This is a genomic window from Halomonas sp. TP35 (genome assembly GCF_052375975.1).
Classification (GTDB): Bacteria; Pseudomonadota; Gammaproteobacteria; order Pseudomonadales; family Halomonadaceae; genus Vreelandella; species Vreelandella citrativorans.
The window spans coordinates 65,108-85,872 of sequence record NZ_JBQSUZ010000009.1 but is presented as its reverse complement, the minus strand read 5'-3'; the positions used below and the strand labels follow the sequence as shown (position 1 = coordinate 85,872).

Sequence of the window (20,765 nt, the reverse complement as noted above, 5' to 3'; positions counted from 1 at the left end):
TAGCGCAGGGTGCAGCCTGGCAGGCACTGAGGTAAAGTAGTGCTCTCTTTTTTTGATGCCCTGGCACTGACGGCTTGAACGATTATGATTGCATCGCTGGACTCTCGGACCGCCCCGTTTGAACGCTTGGCCTCCCACTACATGCGCTTTCTGGAAGCCCTTAAGACACGCGGCTTCGATGGTGAGATTGCCCCTGACTACGCCCACCGCACGGTGCTGGCAACCGACAACTCGATCTATCAGCGTCTGCCCCAGGCGGCGGTGTTTCCCCGCCATGCAGAAGACCTGGAATGCCTGGCCAAACTGGCCGCTGAAGCGCCTTACCGCGAGGTGGTGTTAACGCCGCGAGGCGGCGGCACCGGTACCAACGGTCAGTCGCTCACCGATGGCGTCGTGGTGGATATCTCCAGGCACATGAATCAGGTGCTGGACATTGATGTCGAGAACCGTCGCGTGCGCGTTCAAGCGGGAGTCGTGAAGGACCAGCTGAATGCCGCCTTAAAGCCCTATGGGCTGTTTTTTGCCCCGGAGCTCTCGACCTCCAATCGAGCGACCATCGGCGGCATGATCTCGACCGATGCCAGCGGCCAGGGTAGCTGCGCTTACGGAAAAACCCGCAATCACGTACTGGAACTCGACACGGTACTGCTGGGTGGCCAGCATCTACATAGCCGGGCACTCAGTGCCGATGAGGAACAGCAGGCCTGCCAGCAGGACGGTATTGTCGGGCAGGTGCACCGCACAGCGGCCAGCATTATTGATCAGCAGCGCGAGCTGATCGAGGCAACCTTTCCGCCGCTTAATCGCTGCCTGACCGGTTACGACCTGGCCCACCTGCGCAACGACCAGCATGCGCTTGATCTCAACAGCCTGCTGTGTGGCTCGGAAGGCTCGCTGGGGTTTCTGAACGAAGCCGTGTTGAACGTGCTGCCTATTCCCCAACACGCCACCCTGGTCAACGTGCGCTATACCCGCTTTATGGATGCGCTGCGCGATGCCAAGACACTGATGGCCAGCGCCAGGCCTGTGTCGATCGAAACCATCGACGATACGGTGCTCACGCTCGCCATGGCCGACTTTGTTTGGGACAGCGTGGCCGAGTTCTTCCCCGAGAGCGACACACCGATTCGGGGTATCAACCTGGTCGAGTTTAGCGACGACGACCCGGCTGCGTTGGCCGAACAGGTTGAGGCCTTTACCCGTCACTTGAACCAGGATGCCACGGTCACGCGATTGGGCTATACCCTGGCCGAAGGCCGTGAGCAGATCAGCACGGTTTACGGCATGCGCAAACGCTCGGTGGGCCTTTTGGGCAATGTGCAGGGTGAGAAGCGCCCACTGCCGTTTGTTGAAGATACCGCCGTACCACCAGAACATCTGGCCGACTTTATTAGCGAGTTCCGCGCCGCGCTGGACGCGCGCGGGCTCGCTTACGGCATGTTTGGGCATGTTGATGCGGGGGTGCTGCATGTGCGCCCCGCGCTGGACATGAAAGACCCGGTCCAGGAAGCGCTGATTCGGGACATCTCCGATGAAGTCGCCGCCCTGACCCAAAAATACGGCGGCCTGCTGTGGGGCGAACACGGTAAAGGGGTACGCTCCGAGTATGCGCCCAAATTTTTTGGCGAACTTTATCCCAGCCTGCAGCGGGTCAAGGCCGCGTTTGACCCGTTTAACCAGCTTAACCCTGGCAAGATCGCTTCACCGGCAGAAGACGGCGCGCTGATCGCCAAAGACAGCGACCCGAACCTGCTAAGGATTGACGCCGTGCCGATGCGCGGCCAGCTGGACCGCACCATTGATGAGCGCGCCTGGCAGGCCTATGACGCAGCGGTGTACTGCAACGGTAACGGCGCCTGCTACAACTACGATGTGGACGACCCCATGTGCCCGTCGTGGAAGGCGACCCGCGACCGTATTCACTCGCCCAAGGGGCGCGCCAGCCTGATGCGTGAATGGCTGCGCCTGCAGTCCCAGGCGGGCATCGACGTGGTCGAGGAGTCACGCAAGAAAAAGGCGGAAGGCCGATGGGGCTTTGTTAAACACTTCCCGAAACGCCTGGCGAACACGTTCAGCCGCCAGCAGCATCATGACTACTCTCACCAGGTCTACGACGCCATGGCAGGCTGCCTGGCGTGCAAGTCCTGCGCGGGGCAATGCCCCATCAAGGTCAATGTGCCGCAGTTCCGTTCGCAGTTTTTAGAGGTCTATCACGGGCGCTATTTACGCCCCCTGCGCGACTACGTGATGGGCAGCACAGAGTTCATGCTGCCCACGCTGGCCCGGGCAGCACCGCTGTATAACACCGTGATGGGCCAGCGCTGGGTGGAAACGCTGATGCGTCGTAGTGTGGGCATGAGCGACTCGCCACTGCTCTCCCGCGCCAGCGTTAAAAAGCAACTGCGTGCCTGGGGCGTGGCGGAAGCCACGCCCACCTCGCTTGCTCTGCTCACCGACCCGCAGCGCGCCCAGAGCGTGATTGTGGTTCAGGATGCGTTCACCACCCATTTTGAAGCCAAACTGGTCATGGACGTGGTCGAACTGCTTTCACGGCTCAACCTGCGCGTGTTGGTGATGCCCTATAGTGCCAACGGCAAACCGCTACACGTCCAGGGCTTTTTGGGCGCGTTTGAGCGTACGGCCGAAAAGCAGGCCAAGCGGCTGCGCGCCTTAAGCGAGTTTGAGGTGCCCATGGTGGGGATAGACCCGGCGATGACGCTGACCTACCGTCAGGAGTACGTAAAAGCGCTGGGGCCAGACGCCGTGCCCGAGGTATTGATGCTGCAGGAGTGGCTGGCTATCCGGCTGGCCACTTTGATGCCCCGACCGCTAACCCCCAATGCCCCCGGCTTTAAGCTGCTTTCACACTGCACCGAAAAAACCAACGCCCCCGGAAGCCCGAAGGCATGGCAGCAGGTGTTTGCCGCGTTCGGCCTGCCGTTGGAGTTGGTCAATACCGGCTGCTGTGGAATGTCCGGCACCTACGGCCATGAGACGCGCAACGCCGAAACGTCCAGAACCATCTATGCCCAATCCTGGCAACCCCAGGTCGAGGCAGAGGAAAACACCGACAGGCTGCTGGCCACGGGGTATTCGTGCCGCAGCCAGGTGAAGCGTTTTTCAGAACAAACGCTTCACCATCCGCTGCAAGCCCTGCTTTATGCCTTACGCAGCGCGGGTGAACACCCCAAGGACTAACAAGGCTTAGAAGAACAGCTTTTTAAGCGCCAGGCCAGGGTCGGCTTGGCGCATAAAGGCTTCCCCTACCAAAAACCCATTAACGTGGTGATCCCGCATTAACTGAACATCCGCCTGAGTATGGATACCCGACTCAGTAATAACGGTCACGCTGTCAGGAATATGCGCCAGTAAATCCAGCGTCGTGTTGAGGCTGGTATCGAAGGTATGCAGATTACGGTTGTTAATGCCCACCAACGCCAAATCAAGCTTAAGCGCACGCGTTAGCTCATCGGCATCATGGACTTCCACCAACACATCCATTCCCAGTTGATTGGCCTGCTGATGCAAGTCAAGCAGCCTGGCATCATCCAGTGCGGCGACAATCAGCAAAATACAGTCAGCGCCAATGGCGCGCGCTTCAGACACCTGGTAACCGTGGGTAATAAAGTCTTTGCGGATAACCGGCAGCTCGCAGACATCCCGCGAGACGATCAAATAGTCTTCATGCCCTTGGAAAAAATCCGCATCGGTCAGCACTGACAAACAGGCCGCACCGCCTTGAGCATAGCTTTTGGCGATATCCGCCGGATGAAACTCTTCCCGAATGACCCCTTTGGAGGGCGACGCCTTTTTAACTTCTGCAATAATCGCCGGGTCACCGACCGCGATACGCTGATTAAGTGCGTTGATGAACCCGCGCGGAGCGCTCTGCTGCTTGGCAAGCGCGAGCAGATCCGTCTCGGATACCGCCTGCTGGCGCTCGGCGACTTCCTGATCCTTGCGGGCAAGAATTCGCGTCAAAATAGTGGGTGTTGCCTGTTGGTTCATAGCGGTCACTTACTCTTTGAAAACGCTGGTGAAGTGTGAAAGCTCTCTGAGCTTCTCAAGCGGCAGTTTAGACCCCTGAGCGTCCTGAGCGATCAGAACGCCCTCTTTCAGGCTGTCAGCAACACCCGCACAGTAAAGGGCGGCACCTGCGTTCAAGGCCACCATGTCGGAAGCGGGCCCTTCACCGCTCAATGCCGCCTTTACCAACCGCAGGCTATCTTCTGCGTTAGCGGCCTTCAGCGTTGCCAAGCTCTGGCGCTCGATGCCAAATTCTTCAGGAGAAACCGTGTACTGAGTGATCTCGCCCTCTTTAAGCTCAGCCACTCGCGTGGAAGCTGCCAGCGATATTTCGTCCAAACCATCTTCTGAATGGACCACCATGACATGGCGGCTGCCCAGTTTTTTAAGCACCTCGGCCATCAGCGGCACCAGCTCTGGCGAGTACACACCGACCACCTGATTGGGCGCCCCCGCAGGGTTAGTCAGCGGGCCCAGAATATTGAAGAGCGTGCGCACGCCCATCTCACGGCGCGGGCCAATGGCGTAACGCATCGCCGGGTGGTGATTCGGCGCAAACATAAAGCCAACCCCCACCTGCTCAATACATCGAGCGACCTGCTGAGGCTTAAGGTCGAGATAAATACCGGCGATATCAAAAAGATCGGCGCTGCCGGAAGACGATGATACGCTGCGATTACCATGTTTTGCGACATGCGCACCCGCAGCTGCGGCCACAAAACTGGACGCGGTGGATACGTTAAATAGATTAGCGCCATCGCCGCCGGTACCTACGATATCTACGACATTTTCAGCGTTCAGCTCAACACGGCGCATTAAATCACGCATTACCTGGGCGGCAGCGCTAATTTCCACCGCGCTCTCCCCTTTCATGGCAAGCCCGACCAATAAGCCGCCTACTTGAGCATCGGACGCTTCACCCGTCATTATCTGGCGCATCAGGGCATGCATAACATCAAAAGGGAGGTCTTCACGGTGTATCACCGCATTAATTGCATCTCGCATTTGCATGAACAGAGGAGCCTCTAAAGCGTGTGAACCAGGCAATCAGCCACGTTTTAAAAAATTTGCCAATAGCTCATGGCCTTGGCGAGTCAGTATTGATTCAGGGTGAAACTGCACCCCTTCTACATCCAGTGTGCTATGGCGCAGTCCCATGATCAAACCAGGCGTCACATCATTGTCTGTCGTCCAAGCCGTTATTTCCAGGCAACTGGGGAGTGTTTCCCTTTCCACCACTAACGAGTGATAGCGAGTCACTTCGACAGGGTTATCCAATCCTTCAAAAACACCCTGATGGGTATGTAAAACAGCCGATGTTTTACCATGCATCACCTGGGGTGCGCGGACCACCTGAGCACCGTATACCTGACCAATCGCCTGATGCCCCAAACAAACACCCAATATAGGCAGTTTACCGGCAAAGTGGCGAATAGCGGCCATTGAAATCCCCGATTCGTTGGGTGTGCATGGCCCCGGGGAAATAACCAGATGCGTAGGCGACAGGGCTTCAATCTGTTCAATGGTAATCGCATCGTTTCGGTGCGTTACCACCTCTGCACCCAATTCATTCAAGTATTGGACAATGTTAAAAGTGAAGCTGTCGTAATTGTCCAACATCAAGACTTTTTTCGGCATAGCCTATTGATTACCTTAATTATTGCATGGCAATCAGCGTATCGTTACCCAGACTATTAGCCAGGCGTGCCATTGCTAGCGATTTTACGTAAGTGTGCTGGATTGTATCGCCAGACGAGGTTAATCGCTACGACAGTTGCGCGCAGTTACGTTTTCGTCGCTCTGGGCTATGCTGGAAAGTATGCTGGAAAGTACGCCGAGCAATATGCTGAACAACATGTTCGACAAGGTCCGATCAGAAGGAGCGCGCCATGGATAAGGCCATCATTGACGTTATTCGAGAAAATGAACAGCTACCCGACCACATGACCGATAGCGAGATCGCCAAGCAGTACAAGGGCACCTATACCGCTGCGAGAGCCGCTATCAGCCTGGACCATACGCCGCTTGACCAGCAGCTCGCTGACGCCACGGCCAAGGTTCTCCCCTTTATGAAAAAAAAGAAGTAATACCAGGTACGGTATAACCTTATACAACAAGCCCCTAACAGCAAGCCTTTGGGCTTTCTGTTAGGGTACGAAACGAGATTTTCTCAACCGTTAACCAAGTGAGTTTTCATTGAGGCGCTTTGCCTCGCTCTCGGCTTCCTGGCGGGTAGCGTAGGAGACAACAGAGGTGCTATCGGCCTGAGAGAGCCTTCCCAAGTGCTACTATTAGCAACTTACGCCGTTAAGGCTATATTTTGCTATTACAGCGCGAAAACGGTTGTAATGGTCAAGTAACACTGGCCAGCGCTCTATTTTTAACGTTAGTTATCTAAATACAGTCGCATCGCTAGCGACATTGCGTCTGTACGATGCATACGCCAAAAAGAACAATAACTTATATCCATTTTTTTAGTCTGGAGGAACTAGCCACAGAGCGTATCAGTCTTTATTATCTTGAGCCTTCAAACGAGTGGGAGCGTGAAATGAAAAAGCAAGTGAGCTGGGTAAGCACGCTCTTGCTAGGGACTTTGGTAAGTGTGTCACCGCTAGCAGGCGCTTCAACACTCAACGTTATCGCTTCTTTTTCCATACTTGAAGACTTGGTCAAGCGCATTGCCGGCGAAGATATTAACGTAAACGTTATCGTGCCCCCCGGTGCGGATGTTCATACGTGGGAACTGACGCCGCCCAATGTGCTGTCCATCGAAGAAGCCGACATCATATTTTATAACGGCTTTGGGCTAGAGCCTTGGCTACGCCATGTAGAGGCCATTGCAGATGATTCGCTTACCCTAAAGGCTGTGGCTGAAAACGCTGACTTTGCGCCGCTCCCTATTATTACAGGGCAGTATCAAGGCGCAAATGACCCGCATATGTGGATGGATCCGAAAGGTGCGGCCGCCTATATCAAGGTGATTGCTGAAACGCTGGCCAAGCACTACCCCGAAAAAGCGGAGGCGTTCTATGCCCGTGCGGAGGACACCTATCGCGCGCTGGATACGTTAGACCAGGCCATCAACGAGCGTCTGGAAGGCATCCCCAAGACGAACCGTTTCCTGGTGACCAGCGAGGCCGGATTTAGGTACTTTGCGCGCGCCTATGGTTTTGAGTACGACGCCATTTGGGGGCTGAATAACGAAACACAGGGTAACGCCCGAGCAATGGCCGAGATGAACGAACGCTTGGCCAAAACACGCGCCCCAGCACTATTTTATGAAAGCACTGTTCCCTGTATCCACATGGATGCGTTGTCACGCGCCACCGGCATCTCACTGGCTGGCCCGCTCCATGTTGACGCGTTTAGCTCACAAGACGATCAAGCCTATGACTACCCCGCCATGCTGCGCTATAACGCCGAGCTTATTCATGGCGCATTAGGTGGCGCTCGCCCGGAATAGCCTTTTTGCATCCAGGCAGTCAGTAAATCTTAAGTGACAAGCGCCAGCAGCGACGCCATCACATAATCAGGCTGGCTGAGCTCAATAGGATCGCCATGGTTATAACCATAAGGCAGTGCGAGAGTGGCAAACCCGGCCGCCTTGCCCGCGGCAATATCATGACGAGAATCGCCGACCATGAGACACTCACTTGGCGAAAACTGGCACGCATGCGCGGCATGTAAAAGGGGCAAGGGGGAAGGCTTCTTCTCCGCCAAGGTGTCTCCTCCTACCCATAGCGTAAACCATTCACGAATCCCGAAGTGATCAAGAATGGGTACAATAAACCGCTCTGGCTTATTGGTGATAAGCACCAGCGTAAAGCCCGCGCCATGCAGCGCTTCGAGTGCTGTTTTCACACCGGGATAGAGCGTCGTTAACGCATTCGGTGCCGCACCGTAATACGCCATAAAAGCATCAAAGGCGCGCGTTTGAAGCGCTTCCTCAGGAGACCGGCCCAACGCCCAGGTAAGCGCTCGCTCCACCAGGATCGGCGCACCATTGCCCACCCAGTCGCGCACCAGAACATCATCAGGTACGGGAAAATTAAGCTCGCCTAACATTTTCTGCACCGCAACGGCCAAGTCAGGTACGGAATCAACCAGCGTGCCGTCTAAATCGAACGCGACTAATCGTTTTCCCGCGAGTATTGAGTGCACTGCCCTGCTCCCTTAACGCTGCCTTATATAAACATTGGCAATGGCACGCATACCATTTTCAATGTCTTAACCTGCCAAATTGCTCAGCATCTTACTGCGTCTATGGCGCTAGCGCATTAGTCAGAAGTGAGAGAAACTTCTATGCTAAAGCCAGATTAGCCAAGGAGAAACCAATGGCCATACCCAGGATTGTTATTGTCGGTGGCGGCGCAGGCGGTTTAGCGCTTGCGACTCGGTTAGGGCATACGTTAGGAAAACGCAAACGCGCTGAAATTGTATTACTTGACCGCAATGCAACCCATGTATGGAAACCGCTGCTTCATGAATTGGCGACGGGGGTTTTAAACTCCAGCATGGATGAGGTGGATTATCGCGGACACTCGTCTGCGCATTTCTACCGCTACCAACGCGGCTCACTGCATGGTCTGGATCGCGAACAGAAAGTACTACATTTATCGCCTATTTATGATGAAGACGGCAATGAAGTGCTCCCCGAGCGCACGCTAAAATACGACTTCCTGGTGCTTGCCTTGGGCAGCGTTTCCAACGACTTTGGCACTCAAGGGGTGGCCGAGCACTGCCACTTCATCGACTCCCCCCAGCAGGCCAAACTGTTTCAACGAGAGATGATCAATACGTTTTTGCGCTATACCGACCCCTCATTACGTCAGCATACCGTGCTGACCATTGGTATTGTGGGCGGAGGCGCCACAGGGGTTGAGCTTGCTGCCGAGCTTTTCGACGCTTCTCGCTTACTTAACGCTTATGGGGTAACCGCGCTGGATCATCAGCAAATTAGCGTACATATCCTTGAAGCGGCACCTCGACTGCTGTCCGGTCTTTCCGAACGCATTAGCCAGACCGTGCAACAAGAACTGGAGAAAATGGGCGTAACGGTGCATACCGACACGGCGATAAAAGAAGTCCAAGCCAACCAACTCATTACAGCCGACGGCGACATCATTGAAACCGACTTAAACGTATGGGCGGCGGGCATTAAAGCCCCCGAGTTTTTAACCAAACTGGGGCTTTCAACCAACAAGAAAAATCAGATTAATGTTGAAAAAACACTGCAGAGCGTTGATGACCCCAGCATTTTTGCCTTGGGTGATTGTGCCAACTGTCCGCAGGGTGAAGATGGCACCGTACCTCCACGCGCTCAAGCGGCTCATCAGCAGGCGAAACTGCTAGCCAAAAATATCAACCATTTGCTGGAAGGCAAAGCACTTAACGAATTTCACTACCGCGACCACGGCTCGCTTGTTTCGCTGGCACGCTACGACGCGGTGGGTAATCTGATGCGCAGCTCCGCATCGCGCGGCCTCTTTTTAGAAGGCTGGTTTGCTCGCCAGTGCTACGCATCGCTTTATCGCATGCATCAAGTGTCGATCCATGGCGTCCCGAAAACCGGGCTTACGTGGTTAGTCGATAAGATTAACCGCTACCTCAGACCTCGCATGAAGCTACATTAAGCGTCTTAAACCTTGGCCAGCGCCGCACGCATTTTCTTGATAACCGAGTCATAGCCGTGTGGGTCGCCGGCCTGGTGCGCGTTAAAAATAGCGGAGCCCGCCACAAAGGTATCCGCCCCTGCCGCTGCGATCTCGGCAATATTGTCGGCTTTTACGCCGCCGTCAATTTCCAAACGAATCGCTTTACCGGATGCATCAATACGTGCTCGCGCCTCGCGCAGCTTATCCAGTGTGCCAGGAATAAACGACTGGCCACCAAACCCTGGGTTAACGCTCATTAGAAGCACCATATCGACCTTATCCATCACATAATCAAGATAAGAGAGCGGCGTTGCCGGATTAAACACCAGCCCTGCTTTGCAGCCACCATCACGAATCAGCTGAAGCGAGCGGTCGACATGCTCAGACGCTTCCGGGTGAAACGTAATATAGCTGGCCCCTGCCTCAATAAAGTCGCTAATCATGCGATCAACCGGCTTCACCATCAAATGGACATCAATAGGCGCCGTTACACCATGATGACGTAGTGCTTTACATACCATGGGGCCAATCGTCAGGTTCGGCACGTAATGGTTGTCCATTACATCAAAGTGGACAATATCAGCGCCCGCGGCCAGCACGTTATCCACTTCCTCCCCTAGGCGTGCAAAATCAGCGGAGAGAATAGAAGGGGCAATTAAATAATCATGCGCAGCGGTCATGGGCACTCCTGACTAGCCGTTGAAATGTGGGATAACCAGGTGGTGCAGCGACAACCTGGTGATGCCCTTGGAAAACGGGCATTTTAACAGAGCAATTTAAAAAACAGGCGCTGTTTTGGCTACACATTGCAGTTAATCATTTCCAACCCTGTGTCTGACCCTCATCTTTACCAGCCAGGCACACCGTTATTTCCAAAAAGAATAACAATCACAATTGTAATTCCACAATGTCAGGTTTAATCTTATGCCAATTGCGATCTATATCGTTTACCGCTTTAAGAAGGAGCTTGCCATGACTCTGCCACTCTTTTTCCGCCGCAGCCTGCTTGCCATTACGCTAGGCGCTAGCATCGCTAGCCCTGCCATGGCGCAAGAGCGCGAAATGCTTAATTCCTCCTACGATATTGCGCGCGAGCTATTTAGCGCGGTCAATCCTGAATTTATCGCTTGGTGGCAAGAACAGAACGGCGAAGAAATCAGCGTTAACCAGTCCCACGGCGGCTCTTCTGCTCAGGCGCGTGCCATCCTGCAGGGTCTGCGAGCAGACGTCGTCACGTTTAACCAGGTAACCGACGTCCAGGTACTGGCGGATGCTGGCTTGGTGAATGAGGATTGGCAGAGCGCGTTGGATAACAACGCATCGCCTTACTACTCCACGACAGCATTTCTGGTTCGCAAGGACAATCCCAAAGGAATTGAAAACTGGGATGACCTGGTAAAAGAAGATGTTCAAGTTGTCTTCCCTAACCCCAAAACGTCCGGCAATGCTCGCTACACCTATTTAGCCGCTTGGGGGTTCGCCGACAAGGAATTTGACGGTGATGAAGAGCAGGTTCAGGACTTTATGCGCACGTTCTTGGGCAATGTGGCCGTTTTTGATACCGGCGGCCGCGGCGCGACCACCAGCTTTATAGAGCGTGGCATCGGTGACGTGCTTATCAGTTTTGAATCCGAAGTGAATAACATTCGCCAGGAGTACGGCAGCGACGACTACGAGGTGATCGTTCCTCCCATGAGCGTTTTAGCCGAATTCCCCGTCGCGGTCGTTACTGAAAATGCTGAGCGCAACGGCAATACCGATTTAGCGCAGGGATACCTTGAGTATCTCTACACAGAAGATGCCCAGCGACTACTGGCGAACTTTAACTATCGCGTACATAACGAAACCGTGGTTGAAGAGTTTTCCGACCAATTCCCGGAGACTGAGCTGTTCAGCGTAGAAGACGTATTTGGTAGCTGGGACGAAGTAATGGAAACGCACTTCGAGGGTGGCGCGCTGCTCGATCAACTACAGCGCCGTTAACAGGACGTCAGTCGTTATCAAAACATTATGAATCAACGCGCTTTACGACTAACCGGCAGCACTCGCGTGCTGCCGGGTTTTGGTCTTTCCATGGGTATCAGCGTGCTGTTTATCTCGCTGGTACTGGTACTGCCTATCACTGGGCTTTTCGGGCAGCTTGCCGAGCTAAGCCTTGCCCAATACTGGTCAATTATTACCGAAGGCCGAGTGGTCGCAAGCTATATGGTCACCATGGGCGCAGCGGCGGTGGCGGCGTTAATTAATGCGGTCTTCGGCCTACTACTCGCTTGGGTATTGGTGCGCTACGAGTTTCCCGGCAAGCGGCTGCTGGATGCTTTAATGGACCTACCGTTTGCTCTCCCCACAGCGGTAGCAGGCATTACGCTGGCCACTCTCTATGCCAGCAGTGGCTGGATGGGGCGCCTGCTTGAGCCTTTGGGTCTTCAGGTGGCCTACACCTGGGTCGGTATCGCACTGGCCATGGCGTTTACCAGTATCCCGTTTGTGGTGCGCACCGTGCAGCCCGTATTAGAAGACTTACCCGCTGAGGTTGACGAAGCTGCCATGTCACTGGGCGCGACCGACTGGGTGGCCTTTCGCCGGGTGATCATGCCGCATTTATGGCCCGCTCTGGTGACAGGAACAGGCCTTGCGTTTGTGCGCTCGCTTGGCGAATTTGGCGCGATTATCTTTATCGCAGGCAATATGCCCTACGAAACGGAAATTACCGCGTTAATGATCTTCGTCAAACTGCAGGAGTATGACTACGCAGGCGCCTCCGCAGTGGCCTCCGTGGTGCTGTTTGTTTCGCTCGCGCTGCTGCTTGCCATCAACATTTGGCAAGGCCGTTTTGTCCGCCGCCTGCATGGAGGTAAGGGATAATGCGTAGAATTGGTGATGCACCGGGCGTCAAGCGCCTGTTAATTGGCGCGGCGTTAATCCTGTCGGCGCTGTTTTTATTGCTGCCGCTTGTCGCCATTTTCGCTCAGGCCTTTTCTCAGGGCGTTGCGACTTTCTGGGTCAATGTAAGCAATTATTTTACCCTGCATGCTATTGGTCTAACGCTGGTCATCGCCCTGCTCACCATTCCTATTTGTCTGGTGTTTGGCGTGGCCCTGGCGTGGCTGGTCACGCGGTTTAGCTTTCCTGGTCGGCGCATTCTGCAAACCTTGATTGATATCCCCTTTGCTGTTTCCCCTGTTGTTGCCGGTCTTATTTACCTGCTGCTTTACGGCCGCAACGGGTGGATCGGCAGTTGGTTGGATGGCCATGATATTCAGTTGATGTTTGCCTGGCCTGGCATTTTGATGGTGACCGTGTTTGTTACCTGCCCCTTCGTTGCCCGCGAGCTGATTCCGCTGATGCAGGCGCAGGGCTCGCGTGAGGAAGAGGCAGCCGCCACGCTAGGAGCCAAAGGATGGGCCACCTTTTGGCGAGTCACGCTGCCGAATATCCGCTGGGCACTGCTTTACGGGATTATTTTAACTAACGCCCGCGCCGTCGGTGAATTTGGCGCGGTATCGGTGGTCTCGGGCGCGATACGTGGCCAAACCAATACACTTCCTCTTCACCTTGAACAGCTTTACCAGGACTACAATGCGGTTGGTGCATTTGCATGCGCGGCACTGTTAGCACTGATTGCCCTGCTTACCCTGGCGGCCAAGGCAAGCCTGGAATGGCGCGCATCGCGCCGGGAGGCGCTCCTATGAGCATTCGCTTAGAAAATATTGCAAAACACTTTGGCAACACGCAGGCCCTTGAGCCTGTCAATCTGGATATCCATGAGGGCGAATTAGTCGGCCTTCTGGGGCCCTCTGGGTCGGGCAAGACCACGCTTTTGCGGATTATTGCCGGCCTTGAAAGTGCTGACCGCGCTACCCAGTCGGCCAGAATCATGTTCGGCGAACGCGATGTCACAAATGTACATGTGCGCGACCGGCGTATCGGCTTCGTATTTCAGCACTATGCGCTGTTTCGTCATATGAGCGTTTACGATAACGTCGCGTTTGGCTTGACGGTGATGGCCAAAAAAGAGCGCCCTTCCAGCGCTGAAATTCGCGCGCGCGTGTTTCGCCTGCTTGAAATGGTTCAGCTTGAACACCTGGCCAAGCGTTACCCCGCCCAGCTTTCAGGCGGCCAACAGCAGCGTGTTTCTCTCGCCCGTGCGTTAGCGGTAAAACCCGACGTACTGCTACTTGATGAGCCGTTTGGCGCGCTGGATGCCAAGGTACGCCAGGACTTACGCCGCTGGCTTCGACGCTTGCACAGCGAACTAAATTTTACCAGCGTTTTTGTTACCCATGACCAGGAAGAAGCGCTTGAGCTTTCCGATCGGGTCGTGGTGATGAGCAACGGGCGCATTGAGCAAATTGATGCTCCGGACACACTCTATCATTCGCCAAAAAATCGCTTTGTCTTCGAGTTTCTGGGTGACGTCAACCACTTGGAAGGCAGCGTTCGTAACGGCATTTTGACCTGCGGCGATGCCTATTTGCACGCTGACCTACCCGAAGGTAGCGAAGAGCTACTTTTGCGCCCTCATGAGGTACGCCTGGCAGAACAGCCAAGCGATACCTGCCATCTACCGGTAGTGATAACGGCGATCTCCCCCGTGGGTGCCGAAGTGCGTGTTGAGCTGGAAGCTGACTGGCTGGAGAAGCCCTGGCTTGCGACCGTGCGTCATGCGGATTTTGAACGTTTAGCGATGCGCCGCGGACAACGCCTTTATGCCCACCCGCGCCAGTGGCACCGTTTTAAAGACGGGGTAACGGATTCAGAAAAACAGACACGAGCCGCTTAAATCGCCAACAGCGCCCACCACTTATCCTGCTGGCGTTTTACGTATAACAACGGCATAGTTGTTCAGAGGGCTCTTTGAAACAAGCGCTTTGAAACAGGTTATCAGGGTTTGTACGAAAAGTTGCTGAGCGAAGGCCAGACAAGGCAAAAATCATCGAAAAAACGGAGTTTACATGGGTAAATGAGTATTTTGAGCTGATTTTTAACGCCGTATGGTCGAGCGCAAGCAGTTTTCGTACAAAGCCTAGAACCAGTTATTGGAACAAACCGTTACTGCGGGGGAGAAAATATGCTTCGGCGCCAGTTTTTACGTCTTTCAGGAGTGCTGTTGGCAGGCCTCTGGTTAACAGGCTGCTCAGGTCCTCAATACCTTCAGCTTAGCCCGGAGCGTAGTACGAACGTGCCGCAAACCGGGTCAGGCCAACACGTCACGGTCGTCGCCGTTGATGGTCGAGAAAGCGAGGTTATTGGTACAAGGGCTGGCGGCAGCATGTCAACGGCTCAGATTACCGTGAGCAGCCATGAGCTTATTCCCCAACTGCAAGCAGAAGCAGAGCGCGCGGTTCACGATATGGGCTTTAACCCCACCACTGAGCAGGCCCAAGGCCGACCTACGCTTACCCTGGAGCTTGTTAGCCTACAGTATGGTCGTGGCGATAGTGGTCAGCCCTTGGTAGACGAGGCGCGTATTGAGGGCGTTTTCCGGGCCATTGCCCAGAATAAAGGCACCACGTATACCGGCACCTACACCTCGCGCCGCACACAAGGCTATGCCGTTAGGCCGGGCGAAGATGCTAATACACGTATGCTGAATGACCTGCTCAGCGACGGCCTTAACCGGGCCTTCAACGACCCAGAGCTTGGTCAGCTACTCGCCCGCTGATATACATTGAGCGCGCTGGCACGCACTATTTGTGTGGTCCGCGCCGCTCTAATGACCAAACAGATTCAGTTCGGCCCCGTTCATCGGGGCTTCCTTGCTCAAGCAACGTGACACGAAAGTTGGGTGTAAACAATTGAGCCACTTCCTGGTCAGGCACGCTATACGGCGGGCCCGCGCCCTCACCCTCGTGCGTTATGCTAACCAACAGCCCAGCGGCTCCGGGCGGGACCAGCTGGGCCAAGTGGAATGCATAGCGCTCTCGCGTGGCAGGCGGTAACGCAATCAGTGCCGCACGATCATAAAACGCGCCTACTTCGGCGGCCTGGCGTATGTGCAAATGAAAAAAATCCCCACACCAGAGTTCCACGCTACCTTGACGTGATATTTCAAATCCCGCTTGGGTATAGCGCGATACAGGCGTCTGGCGCTGGGTCAAGAATTGCGCTATTGCCTCAGGCGCCAACTCAATGCCTAGCACCGGATGTCCCGCATCAGCCAGCCAGCGCATGTCCAGGCTTTTACCACACAAGGGCACCAGCACTTTAGTGCCCTGCTCAACGCCCAATGTGGGCCAGTACTCAAGCAGCGCTGGATGCGGCTGAGATAGATGAAAACCAATCCGGCCTTCTTGCCAGCGCTGCCGCCAGGAAGTGCTCATTAGACGCCCTTTTACCCTTGAATCCAGAACCTAAAAAACTGGTCCTGATGCTTAGAACCTGGAACTTAAAACCTGGAACCTGGAACCTGGAACCTGGAACCTGGAACCTAGAACCAGCGATCACGCTTTTTACGCCGACGCGGCAAGTGCGGAACGATAAGCCCCACTAACAGCCCGGCACCCGCCACACCGCCGCCATACATGAAGTAGCGCATTAACAGGTCTTCTTCCTGGGTATCCAGCCGAGCCTGAAGCGCGCGTACCTGCTGGCGCGACTGCTCGGCCTCGTTATCAAGCTCGTTATTGCGCGTTTCAAGGTCAGCAATGCGCTGCTCACGCAGTTCAAGCGTCTCGGTCATCGAGGAGGTGCGCTGCTCCCAGGTATCGTTAATACCATCAAGCTCTGCGGTGAGCTCATCGACCCGGGCTTGAAGCACCGGCAACTGCTCGCGGGCACTAGGCGTTTCCTGGATTTCGTTCGTCAATACCCACACGGTGTCGCCGCTTTGGCCACGTACCCGGGTGTAATCACCGCTCTCTTCCAGCACCTCTACCTGCTCACCGGCATTTAACGTGCCAATAATGCGGTATCCATCAGTAGGCCCGCTGCGCACGTAAGTGCTCAATTTATCGCTCACCCACGCTTGGCCGTCGGTTTGTGCAATTGCTTGTGCGCTGGCCACACTTAATAAAACACCGGCCGCGATATAAGAGAAACGAAATTTATCTGCTTGCATAACGTCATGTCCTGATTAAAAAAAACGCTGTATAGCGGACGAGGCCACCAGCGCTTACAGCGTCGCGCCTGTCTTGAGCGCTTACCCTTCGCTACGTGGTGGTAGGGGGAAGGGACGAGGAAACTCAGCAACGCGGGCATCGCTTTTGACTGCCTTCAAAGGGCCTTCACGCTCCACCTCATCAATACGCACAATCGCATTAAGAGGCAGGTAGCTACGTTTGACACCCTCGAAGGTTCGCTGCAATTTTTCAGTTGCAGGATCAACAACTACCCGTGACGCATCGTCAAAGACAAACTCCTCGACTTCAATAAAGCCCCAGAGTTCGCTTTGAAATATTTCTCGAACGTATAAATCCCAAATTTCACCCTGTTGGTGCACCACTACTCGATAAATCGGCTTGGCCGCCATTTTGGCCTATCCCTCTTGCCCTATGAACATAAAATTTTCCGCCCTAGCGTACCATAACCCTATCAGCAGGGCCTTAGCTGACCTGCCTCAAAGCGTTAATAAACGCTAACTGTCCACTTTACGATCTACTAATTAGCCGATATAGCAGGCCTCGTGTAGGGTGAAGAGAGTGAAGCGGAAATGCTCTCACCCTACAGGAGTAACGGTCATGCAAAAGGATCCGAACAAAGGCTACATCGCGCTACTAGGCTGGAGCCTAAACGCTATCGAGGCGGCTGAAAAGTTTGACCGACGCTATATCGTGGTAGCGCCTGACTGGGCTGAGGAGTATTGCCAACAGCATGAGATTCCCTATGTTTCGTGGAATTTTGAACGTCTGAACGACCGTTCACTTGAGATCGCCGAAACGCTCAAAGAGAAAGGCGTTGATGTGGCGATCCCACTTTTTGAAGAGACCGTCGAGTGGGCAGGTGCCATTAACTCGGTACTCCTGGACAACCCCAGGCTTTACGGGCAGTCACTGCTGTTACGTGACAAAGCCCTTATGAAGCGGCGTGCCCAGTTGGGCGGCATCCGCGTAGGCATATTTGAAGAAGCCCACGATAAAGAAGATGTGGTGCGTTTTCTAAAGCGCGTTAACCAAACACTGCTTAAGCTTGATGGCGACCCCAACGATCCCATCCACCTTAAAGCCTTCGATAAAGCAGGCTGCCTGGGGCATCGCGTCATCCGTACCCCGGATGAAATCGATGCTATTCCTGATGAGGAATTTCCTGTCTTGATGGAGTCCCACCTTGACGGTTGGGAATTCGCCGTCGAGGCGTGGATTCATAACGGCAAAATCGCTTTTTTGAATATTTCTGAATACGTCACGTTAGGTTACTCGGTATTTGTTCCCGCTTCTCCAGAACTTGAAAGGTACCGCGAACAAATCACCGCTCAGATCGAAAAACTGATCAAGGCCTTTGATATTGAATTTGGCTTGATTCATCCCGAATACTTTGTCACCAGCGATGGTGAAATGTACTTTGGCGAAGTCGCCTACCGGCCACCAGGTTTTAAAGTGTTTGAGCTACTGGAGCGGGTTTATGGCTTTAACGCTTACCAGGCCTCCATACTGGTGTTTGACCCTAAAAGCACGCCTGAGGAAGTGGCCGCCTTCTTTCCCAAGGAAGTAGTGGACGCCAATGGGTTTGCTGGCTGTTTTGGTGTTTATCCTCGTCGACGCGTTGTCAGCCGTCTTGAGATTCCCGAAGAGACAGAGGACCACGCTTACTTTGAGTCCCATGAGCTGACCTCGCCCGTTGAAGAGACGGTTACCAAGCGCACCGCCTTTGGCACCCACTGGGGGCTAATCTATTTCAAAGGCGATGATGCCCATACCCTGCGTGATCTTCTAAAACGACAGGAAGACCTCGACTTCTATGTATAATCCCAGTGACCACCGGGACAAGGAGTCATTGTGACGCCTCATAACGAGTCACTTTCAAACGATACGTGCAAGCTTGATGAGCTGCTTTTAAAACTAGACCAGGCTGTCGCCTTATTGGCAGAGGCACCCTCTTTTACCAAGCTAGAAAAACTGCCTCGCGTCCTGGACACCGCTCGCCGGGTACTTTTGCAACCCGGTGGCAGTGCGGCGCTTGAAGCGCGTTCGGAAGTGATTGAAGCCTCAGGCGTTTTTGCGGGTTCTGACTGGGAAACACCTCAGTTTCTGGTGCCTACGCTAACCACGTTCTCACTGAAAAGTGCCGATGCCAATGTAGTCGTTATTGAAGCGCTAAGCGAGTTGCGTCTGCTGGCGGTCGCCAAAGGTGACTATCAACATGCGCTGCTCTCCCAGGAGCAGGCGCACCACTACCTGACACAAGTAATGGCGATTAATCTGTGGCTGCTGTTTTCAGCGCCCAGCGAAGCCGAGCGTGAAACCCAAGGGCGACTTGCGACCATTACGCGTCAGCTGTTTAACCACCTTGCCAAACGCATCGGCTATGAGCATGTTATTGATCAGTTGATAGATGAAATCTGGCGTATCTTGAAGCAGCGGCCTATCCAGGTCGATGCTATTAAACAGATGATTACCCAGATTGCCCTGTGCCAAGCCAACCCGGAAATTGACCTGGCCACCAGCGGGCAAGGCGCTGATCGCCTGGTGAGCTCACTCTATGGGCCTACCCAAGCGTGCCGCGAAGACCCTGGCGTGGATGTCTACCGCGAGCGCCTTGAGCGTATGGACACCACCGCGTTACAAGCAGAGGCCACAGGATGTGCCCGCGCCATGCACGATACGGGGCTGGTGTCGCCGTATCATGCCGTGTTGATGCGCTACCTACTTGAAGAGAGCGACTACCTACTGACCGAGGCGATGGGACTCTCCTCTACCGGCCGCGACTGCCTGCTGTGTTATCGTGAACTTGTCCACGCGCTTATTCGCAGCAGTGTTTACCCTGCCACTGCGCAGGCCGTTTATGGCTTGGCGCTTCTGCTTGAGCGGGGCATTCTTTACCAGCCACCGGTTGCTCCCGCCATGTGGCGTCAGCTTAATCTGTCGCTTTCCGACTGGACTCAGGCACGCCTGAACCTTGCCTACGGCGAGACAACCACACCCCGTGCGCGCCTGCTTGAAGGGGTTTTATGTATGCTGGGCCAGCCTTTAGGTGTGGGCCAAGGCAATAATCCTACCTGCCAATCAGCCAGAGCGCTCTCCATGTGGGCCTACAACGACCCCGACTATTTACTGCAAATGGTGGCCTGGGCCGCACGAGATGATGAAATCATCATGCATTTTGAAGGTCAGCCTCTCTCCTCTAACGAGAGCCTGTCGGGTGTCGCATCAGAACTGCCTGTCGATTTAGACCCCGTCTCACTGATTGTGGTGCCTCATCTTGACCGCATTTACGCAGAAATGGGCCGACGCTGCCTGGGCCGCGCAGGCGACCCGCACCGCTGGGTGAACCCGGAATTTCATGGCTGGTGGTCAGGCCGCGGTTTTTGTATCAATGTCGACGTTGCCACCGGGCAACTCGCTAACCTTGATGCTTTTATTCGCCACTTTTACGCCTGTTACCACCCCTTTTATAACGGTAACCAACCGCTTATTCATCCTCAGCCTGCGGGCATTGCGATTACCGACAGCGCCGCCCGCTTTATCGGCTGGCATGCCATTACGATACTGCGCGCATCGCTTGATCCAACCGATATAATGCGGCTCTATTTTTACAACCCTAATAATGACAGCGGTCAAGATTGGGGTAATGGCGCTATTGTGAGTACCGCAGGTAACGGCGAACGCTTCGGCGAGGCATCACTGCCCTTCGACCAGTTTACGTCAAGGCTCTATATCTTTCACTTTGACCCGCTGGAGCACGGTGAATTAGCCACGGTAACGGATGAAGAGCTTGATAACGTCAAACAGTATTTATATCGCAGCTGGGGAGCCTCTCGCGTGCCAGATACCGAGTTACAGGCCCTTGAAGGGTCTCACTCGCCACTTAACCCGCTATTGCCACGCGTTTAATTAACCATGTCATCAATGTTAAGACTTGATCAACTACTGGTCAGCCAAAGGGTTAGCCAGTTGAAAAGTAGCCAGAGGATACACAGCGACTGTTCGA

Annotated in this window: 19 protein-coding genes; 11 read left to right on the top strand and 8 right to left on the bottom strand. The window is 54.4% G+C overall.

The genetic code is table 11. The annotated features are described in order from the left end of the window. Window positions 1-84 precede the first annotated feature (84 nt). On the top strand, window positions 85-3,198 hold the full coding sequence (gene ydiJ / locus ACT3RU_RS11980) for a D-2-hydroxyglutarate dehydrogenase YdiJ (RefSeq protein ID WP_192527511.1): 3,114 nt from the start codon (window positions 85-87) through the stop codon (window positions 3,196-3,198). A 6-nt stretch (window positions 3,199-3,204) separates the two neighbouring features. Here the strand turns inward: ydiJ and trpC are convergent, their stop codons facing one another. Genes trpC through ACT3RU_RS11965 form a run of 3 tightly spaced genes read right to left on the bottom strand, consistent with a single transcriptional unit; the run spans window position 3,205 to window position 5,664 of the window. Beyond that, window positions 3,205-4,008, bottom strand: coding sequence for an indole-3-glycerol phosphate synthase TrpC (gene trpC, locus ACT3RU_RS11975; RefSeq protein ID WP_192527512.1), 804 nt, complete (start codon window positions 4,006-4,008; stop codon window positions 3,205-3,207). A 9-nt stretch (window positions 4,009-4,017) separates the two neighbouring features. Continuing rightward, the gene (trpD, locus tag ACT3RU_RS11970) at window positions 4,018-5,037 is read right to left on the bottom strand and encodes an anthranilate phosphoribosyltransferase (RefSeq protein ID WP_087106711.1); all 1,020 of its coding nucleotides are present in this window, start codon (window positions 5,035-5,037) and stop codon (window positions 4,018-4,020) included. A gap of 36 nt (window positions 5,038-5,073) precedes the next feature. Continuing rightward, on the bottom strand, window positions 5,074-5,664 hold the full coding sequence (locus ACT3RU_RS11965) for an anthranilate synthase component II (protein ID WP_192527513.1): 591 nt from the start codon (window positions 5,662-5,664) through the stop codon (window positions 5,074-5,076). A 251-nt stretch (window positions 5,665-5,915) separates the two neighbouring features. On the opposite strand from ACT3RU_RS11965, the gene ACT3RU_RS11960 reads away from it, so the two are divergent. Both ACT3RU_RS11960 and ACT3RU_RS11955 read left to right on the top strand, forming a co-directional pair. After that, window positions 5,916-6,113: a hypothetical protein gene (locus ACT3RU_RS11960; protein WP_087106715.1), complete on the top strand. Its 198-nt coding sequence runs from the start codon at window positions 5,916-5,918 to the stop codon at window positions 6,111-6,113. Between the two features lie 461 nt (window positions 6,114-6,574). Then, window positions 6,575-7,489 carry a metal ABC transporter solute-binding protein, Zn/Mn family gene (locus ACT3RU_RS11955; RefSeq protein ID WP_087106717.1) on the top strand — a complete coding sequence of 305 codons (915 nt, stop codon included), beginning with the start codon at window positions 6,575-6,577 and terminating at the stop codon, window positions 7,487-7,489. A gap of 29 nt (window positions 7,490-7,518) precedes the next feature. Here the strand turns inward: ACT3RU_RS11955 and ACT3RU_RS11950 are convergent, their stop codons facing one another. Continuing rightward, window positions 7,519-8,187: a phosphoglycolate phosphatase gene (locus ACT3RU_RS11950; protein WP_192527514.1), complete on the bottom strand. Its 669-nt coding sequence runs from the start codon at window positions 8,185-8,187 to the stop codon at window positions 7,519-7,521. 173 nt (window positions 8,188-8,360) lie between these two features. Here ACT3RU_RS11950 and ACT3RU_RS11945 point away from each other — a divergent pair, with 173 nt between their 5' ends. After that, window positions 8,361-9,659 (top strand): NAD(P)/FAD-dependent oxidoreductase, encoded by a 1,299-nt coding sequence (locus ACT3RU_RS11945; protein WP_087106721.1) that lies wholly within the window; start codon window positions 8,361-8,363, stop codon window positions 9,657-9,659. A 5-nt stretch (window positions 9,660-9,664) separates the two neighbouring features. Here ACT3RU_RS11945 and rpe read toward each other — a convergent pair whose 3' ends face one another. Beyond that, a complete protein-coding gene (rpe, locus tag ACT3RU_RS11940) occupies window positions 9,665-10,360 on the bottom strand; it encodes a ribulose-phosphate 3-epimerase (RefSeq protein WP_192527515.1) in 696 nt (231 codons plus the stop codon). 292 nt (window positions 10,361-10,652) lie between these two features. On the opposite strand from rpe, the gene cysP reads away from it, so the two are divergent. The 5 genes from cysP to ACT3RU_RS11915 all read left to right on the top strand — a co-directional run bounded on the left by cysP (window position 10,653) and on the right by ACT3RU_RS11915 (window position 15,345). Continuing rightward, complete coding sequence (cysP, locus tag ACT3RU_RS11935; protein ID WP_087106885.1) at window positions 10,653-11,663, top strand: thiosulfate ABC transporter substrate-binding protein CysP; 1,011 nt, start codon at window positions 10,653-10,655, stop codon at window positions 11,661-11,663. Between the two features lie 27 nt (window positions 11,664-11,690). Next, window positions 11,691-12,545: a sulfate ABC transporter permease subunit CysT gene (gene cysT / locus ACT3RU_RS11930; protein WP_087106725.1), complete on the top strand. Its 855-nt coding sequence runs from the start codon at window positions 11,691-11,693 to the stop codon at window positions 12,543-12,545. Further along, a complete protein-coding gene (cysW, locus tag ACT3RU_RS11925; RefSeq protein WP_087106726.1) occupies window positions 12,545-13,372 on the top strand; it encodes a sulfate ABC transporter permease subunit CysW in 828 nt (275 codons plus the stop codon). Before cysT ends, cysW begins: the two co-directional genes overlap by 1 nt. After that, window positions 13,369-14,463 carry a sulfate/molybdate ABC transporter ATP-binding protein gene (locus ACT3RU_RS11920; protein ID WP_192527516.1) on the top strand — a complete coding sequence of 365 codons (1,095 nt, stop codon included), beginning with the start codon at window positions 13,369-13,371 and terminating at the stop codon, window positions 14,461-14,463. The genes cysW and ACT3RU_RS11920 overlap by 4 nt, the downstream gene beginning before the upstream one ends. A 288-nt stretch (window positions 14,464-14,751) precedes the next feature. Beyond that, window positions 14,752-15,345: a YajG family lipoprotein gene (locus ACT3RU_RS11915; RefSeq protein WP_192527517.1), complete on the top strand. Its 594-nt coding sequence runs from the start codon at window positions 14,752-14,754 to the stop codon at window positions 15,343-15,345. Window positions 15,346-15,370: 25 nt separating this feature from the next. Here ACT3RU_RS11915 and ACT3RU_RS11910 read toward each other — a convergent pair whose 3' ends face one another. From ACT3RU_RS11910 to ACT3RU_RS11900, 3 genes are all read right to left on the bottom strand, one after another. Beyond that, on the bottom strand, window positions 15,371-16,003 hold the full coding sequence (locus ACT3RU_RS11910; protein WP_192527518.1) for a thiopurine S-methyltransferase: 633 nt from the start codon (window positions 16,001-16,003) through the stop codon (window positions 15,371-15,373). 107 nt (window positions 16,004-16,110) lie between these two features. Beyond that, the gene (locus ACT3RU_RS11905; RefSeq protein ID WP_087106730.1) at window positions 16,111-16,740 is read right to left on the bottom strand and encodes a TIGR04211 family SH3 domain-containing protein; all 630 of its coding nucleotides are present in this window, start codon (window positions 16,738-16,740) and stop codon (window positions 16,111-16,113) included. A gap of 81 nt (window positions 16,741-16,821) precedes the next feature. After that, window positions 16,822-17,151 (bottom strand): DUF1820 family protein, encoded by a 330-nt coding sequence (locus tag ACT3RU_RS11900; protein ID WP_018916745.1) that lies wholly within the window; start codon window positions 17,149-17,151, stop codon window positions 16,822-16,824. Window positions 17,152-17,359: 208 nt separating this feature from the next. Here ACT3RU_RS11900 and ACT3RU_RS11895 point away from each other — a divergent pair, with 208 nt between their 5' ends. Both ACT3RU_RS11895 and ACT3RU_RS11890 read left to right on the top strand, forming a co-directional pair. After that, window positions 17,360-18,583: an ATP-grasp domain-containing protein gene (locus ACT3RU_RS11895; RefSeq protein ID WP_087106732.1), complete on the top strand. Its 1,224-nt coding sequence runs from the start codon at window positions 17,360-17,362 to the stop codon at window positions 18,581-18,583. Between the two features lie 30 nt (window positions 18,584-18,613). After that, entirely contained in the window at window positions 18,614-20,668 is a 2,055-nt protein-coding gene (locus tag ACT3RU_RS11890; protein WP_192527519.1) for a hypothetical protein, read from the top strand. Window positions 20,669-20,765 lie beyond the last annotated feature (97 nt).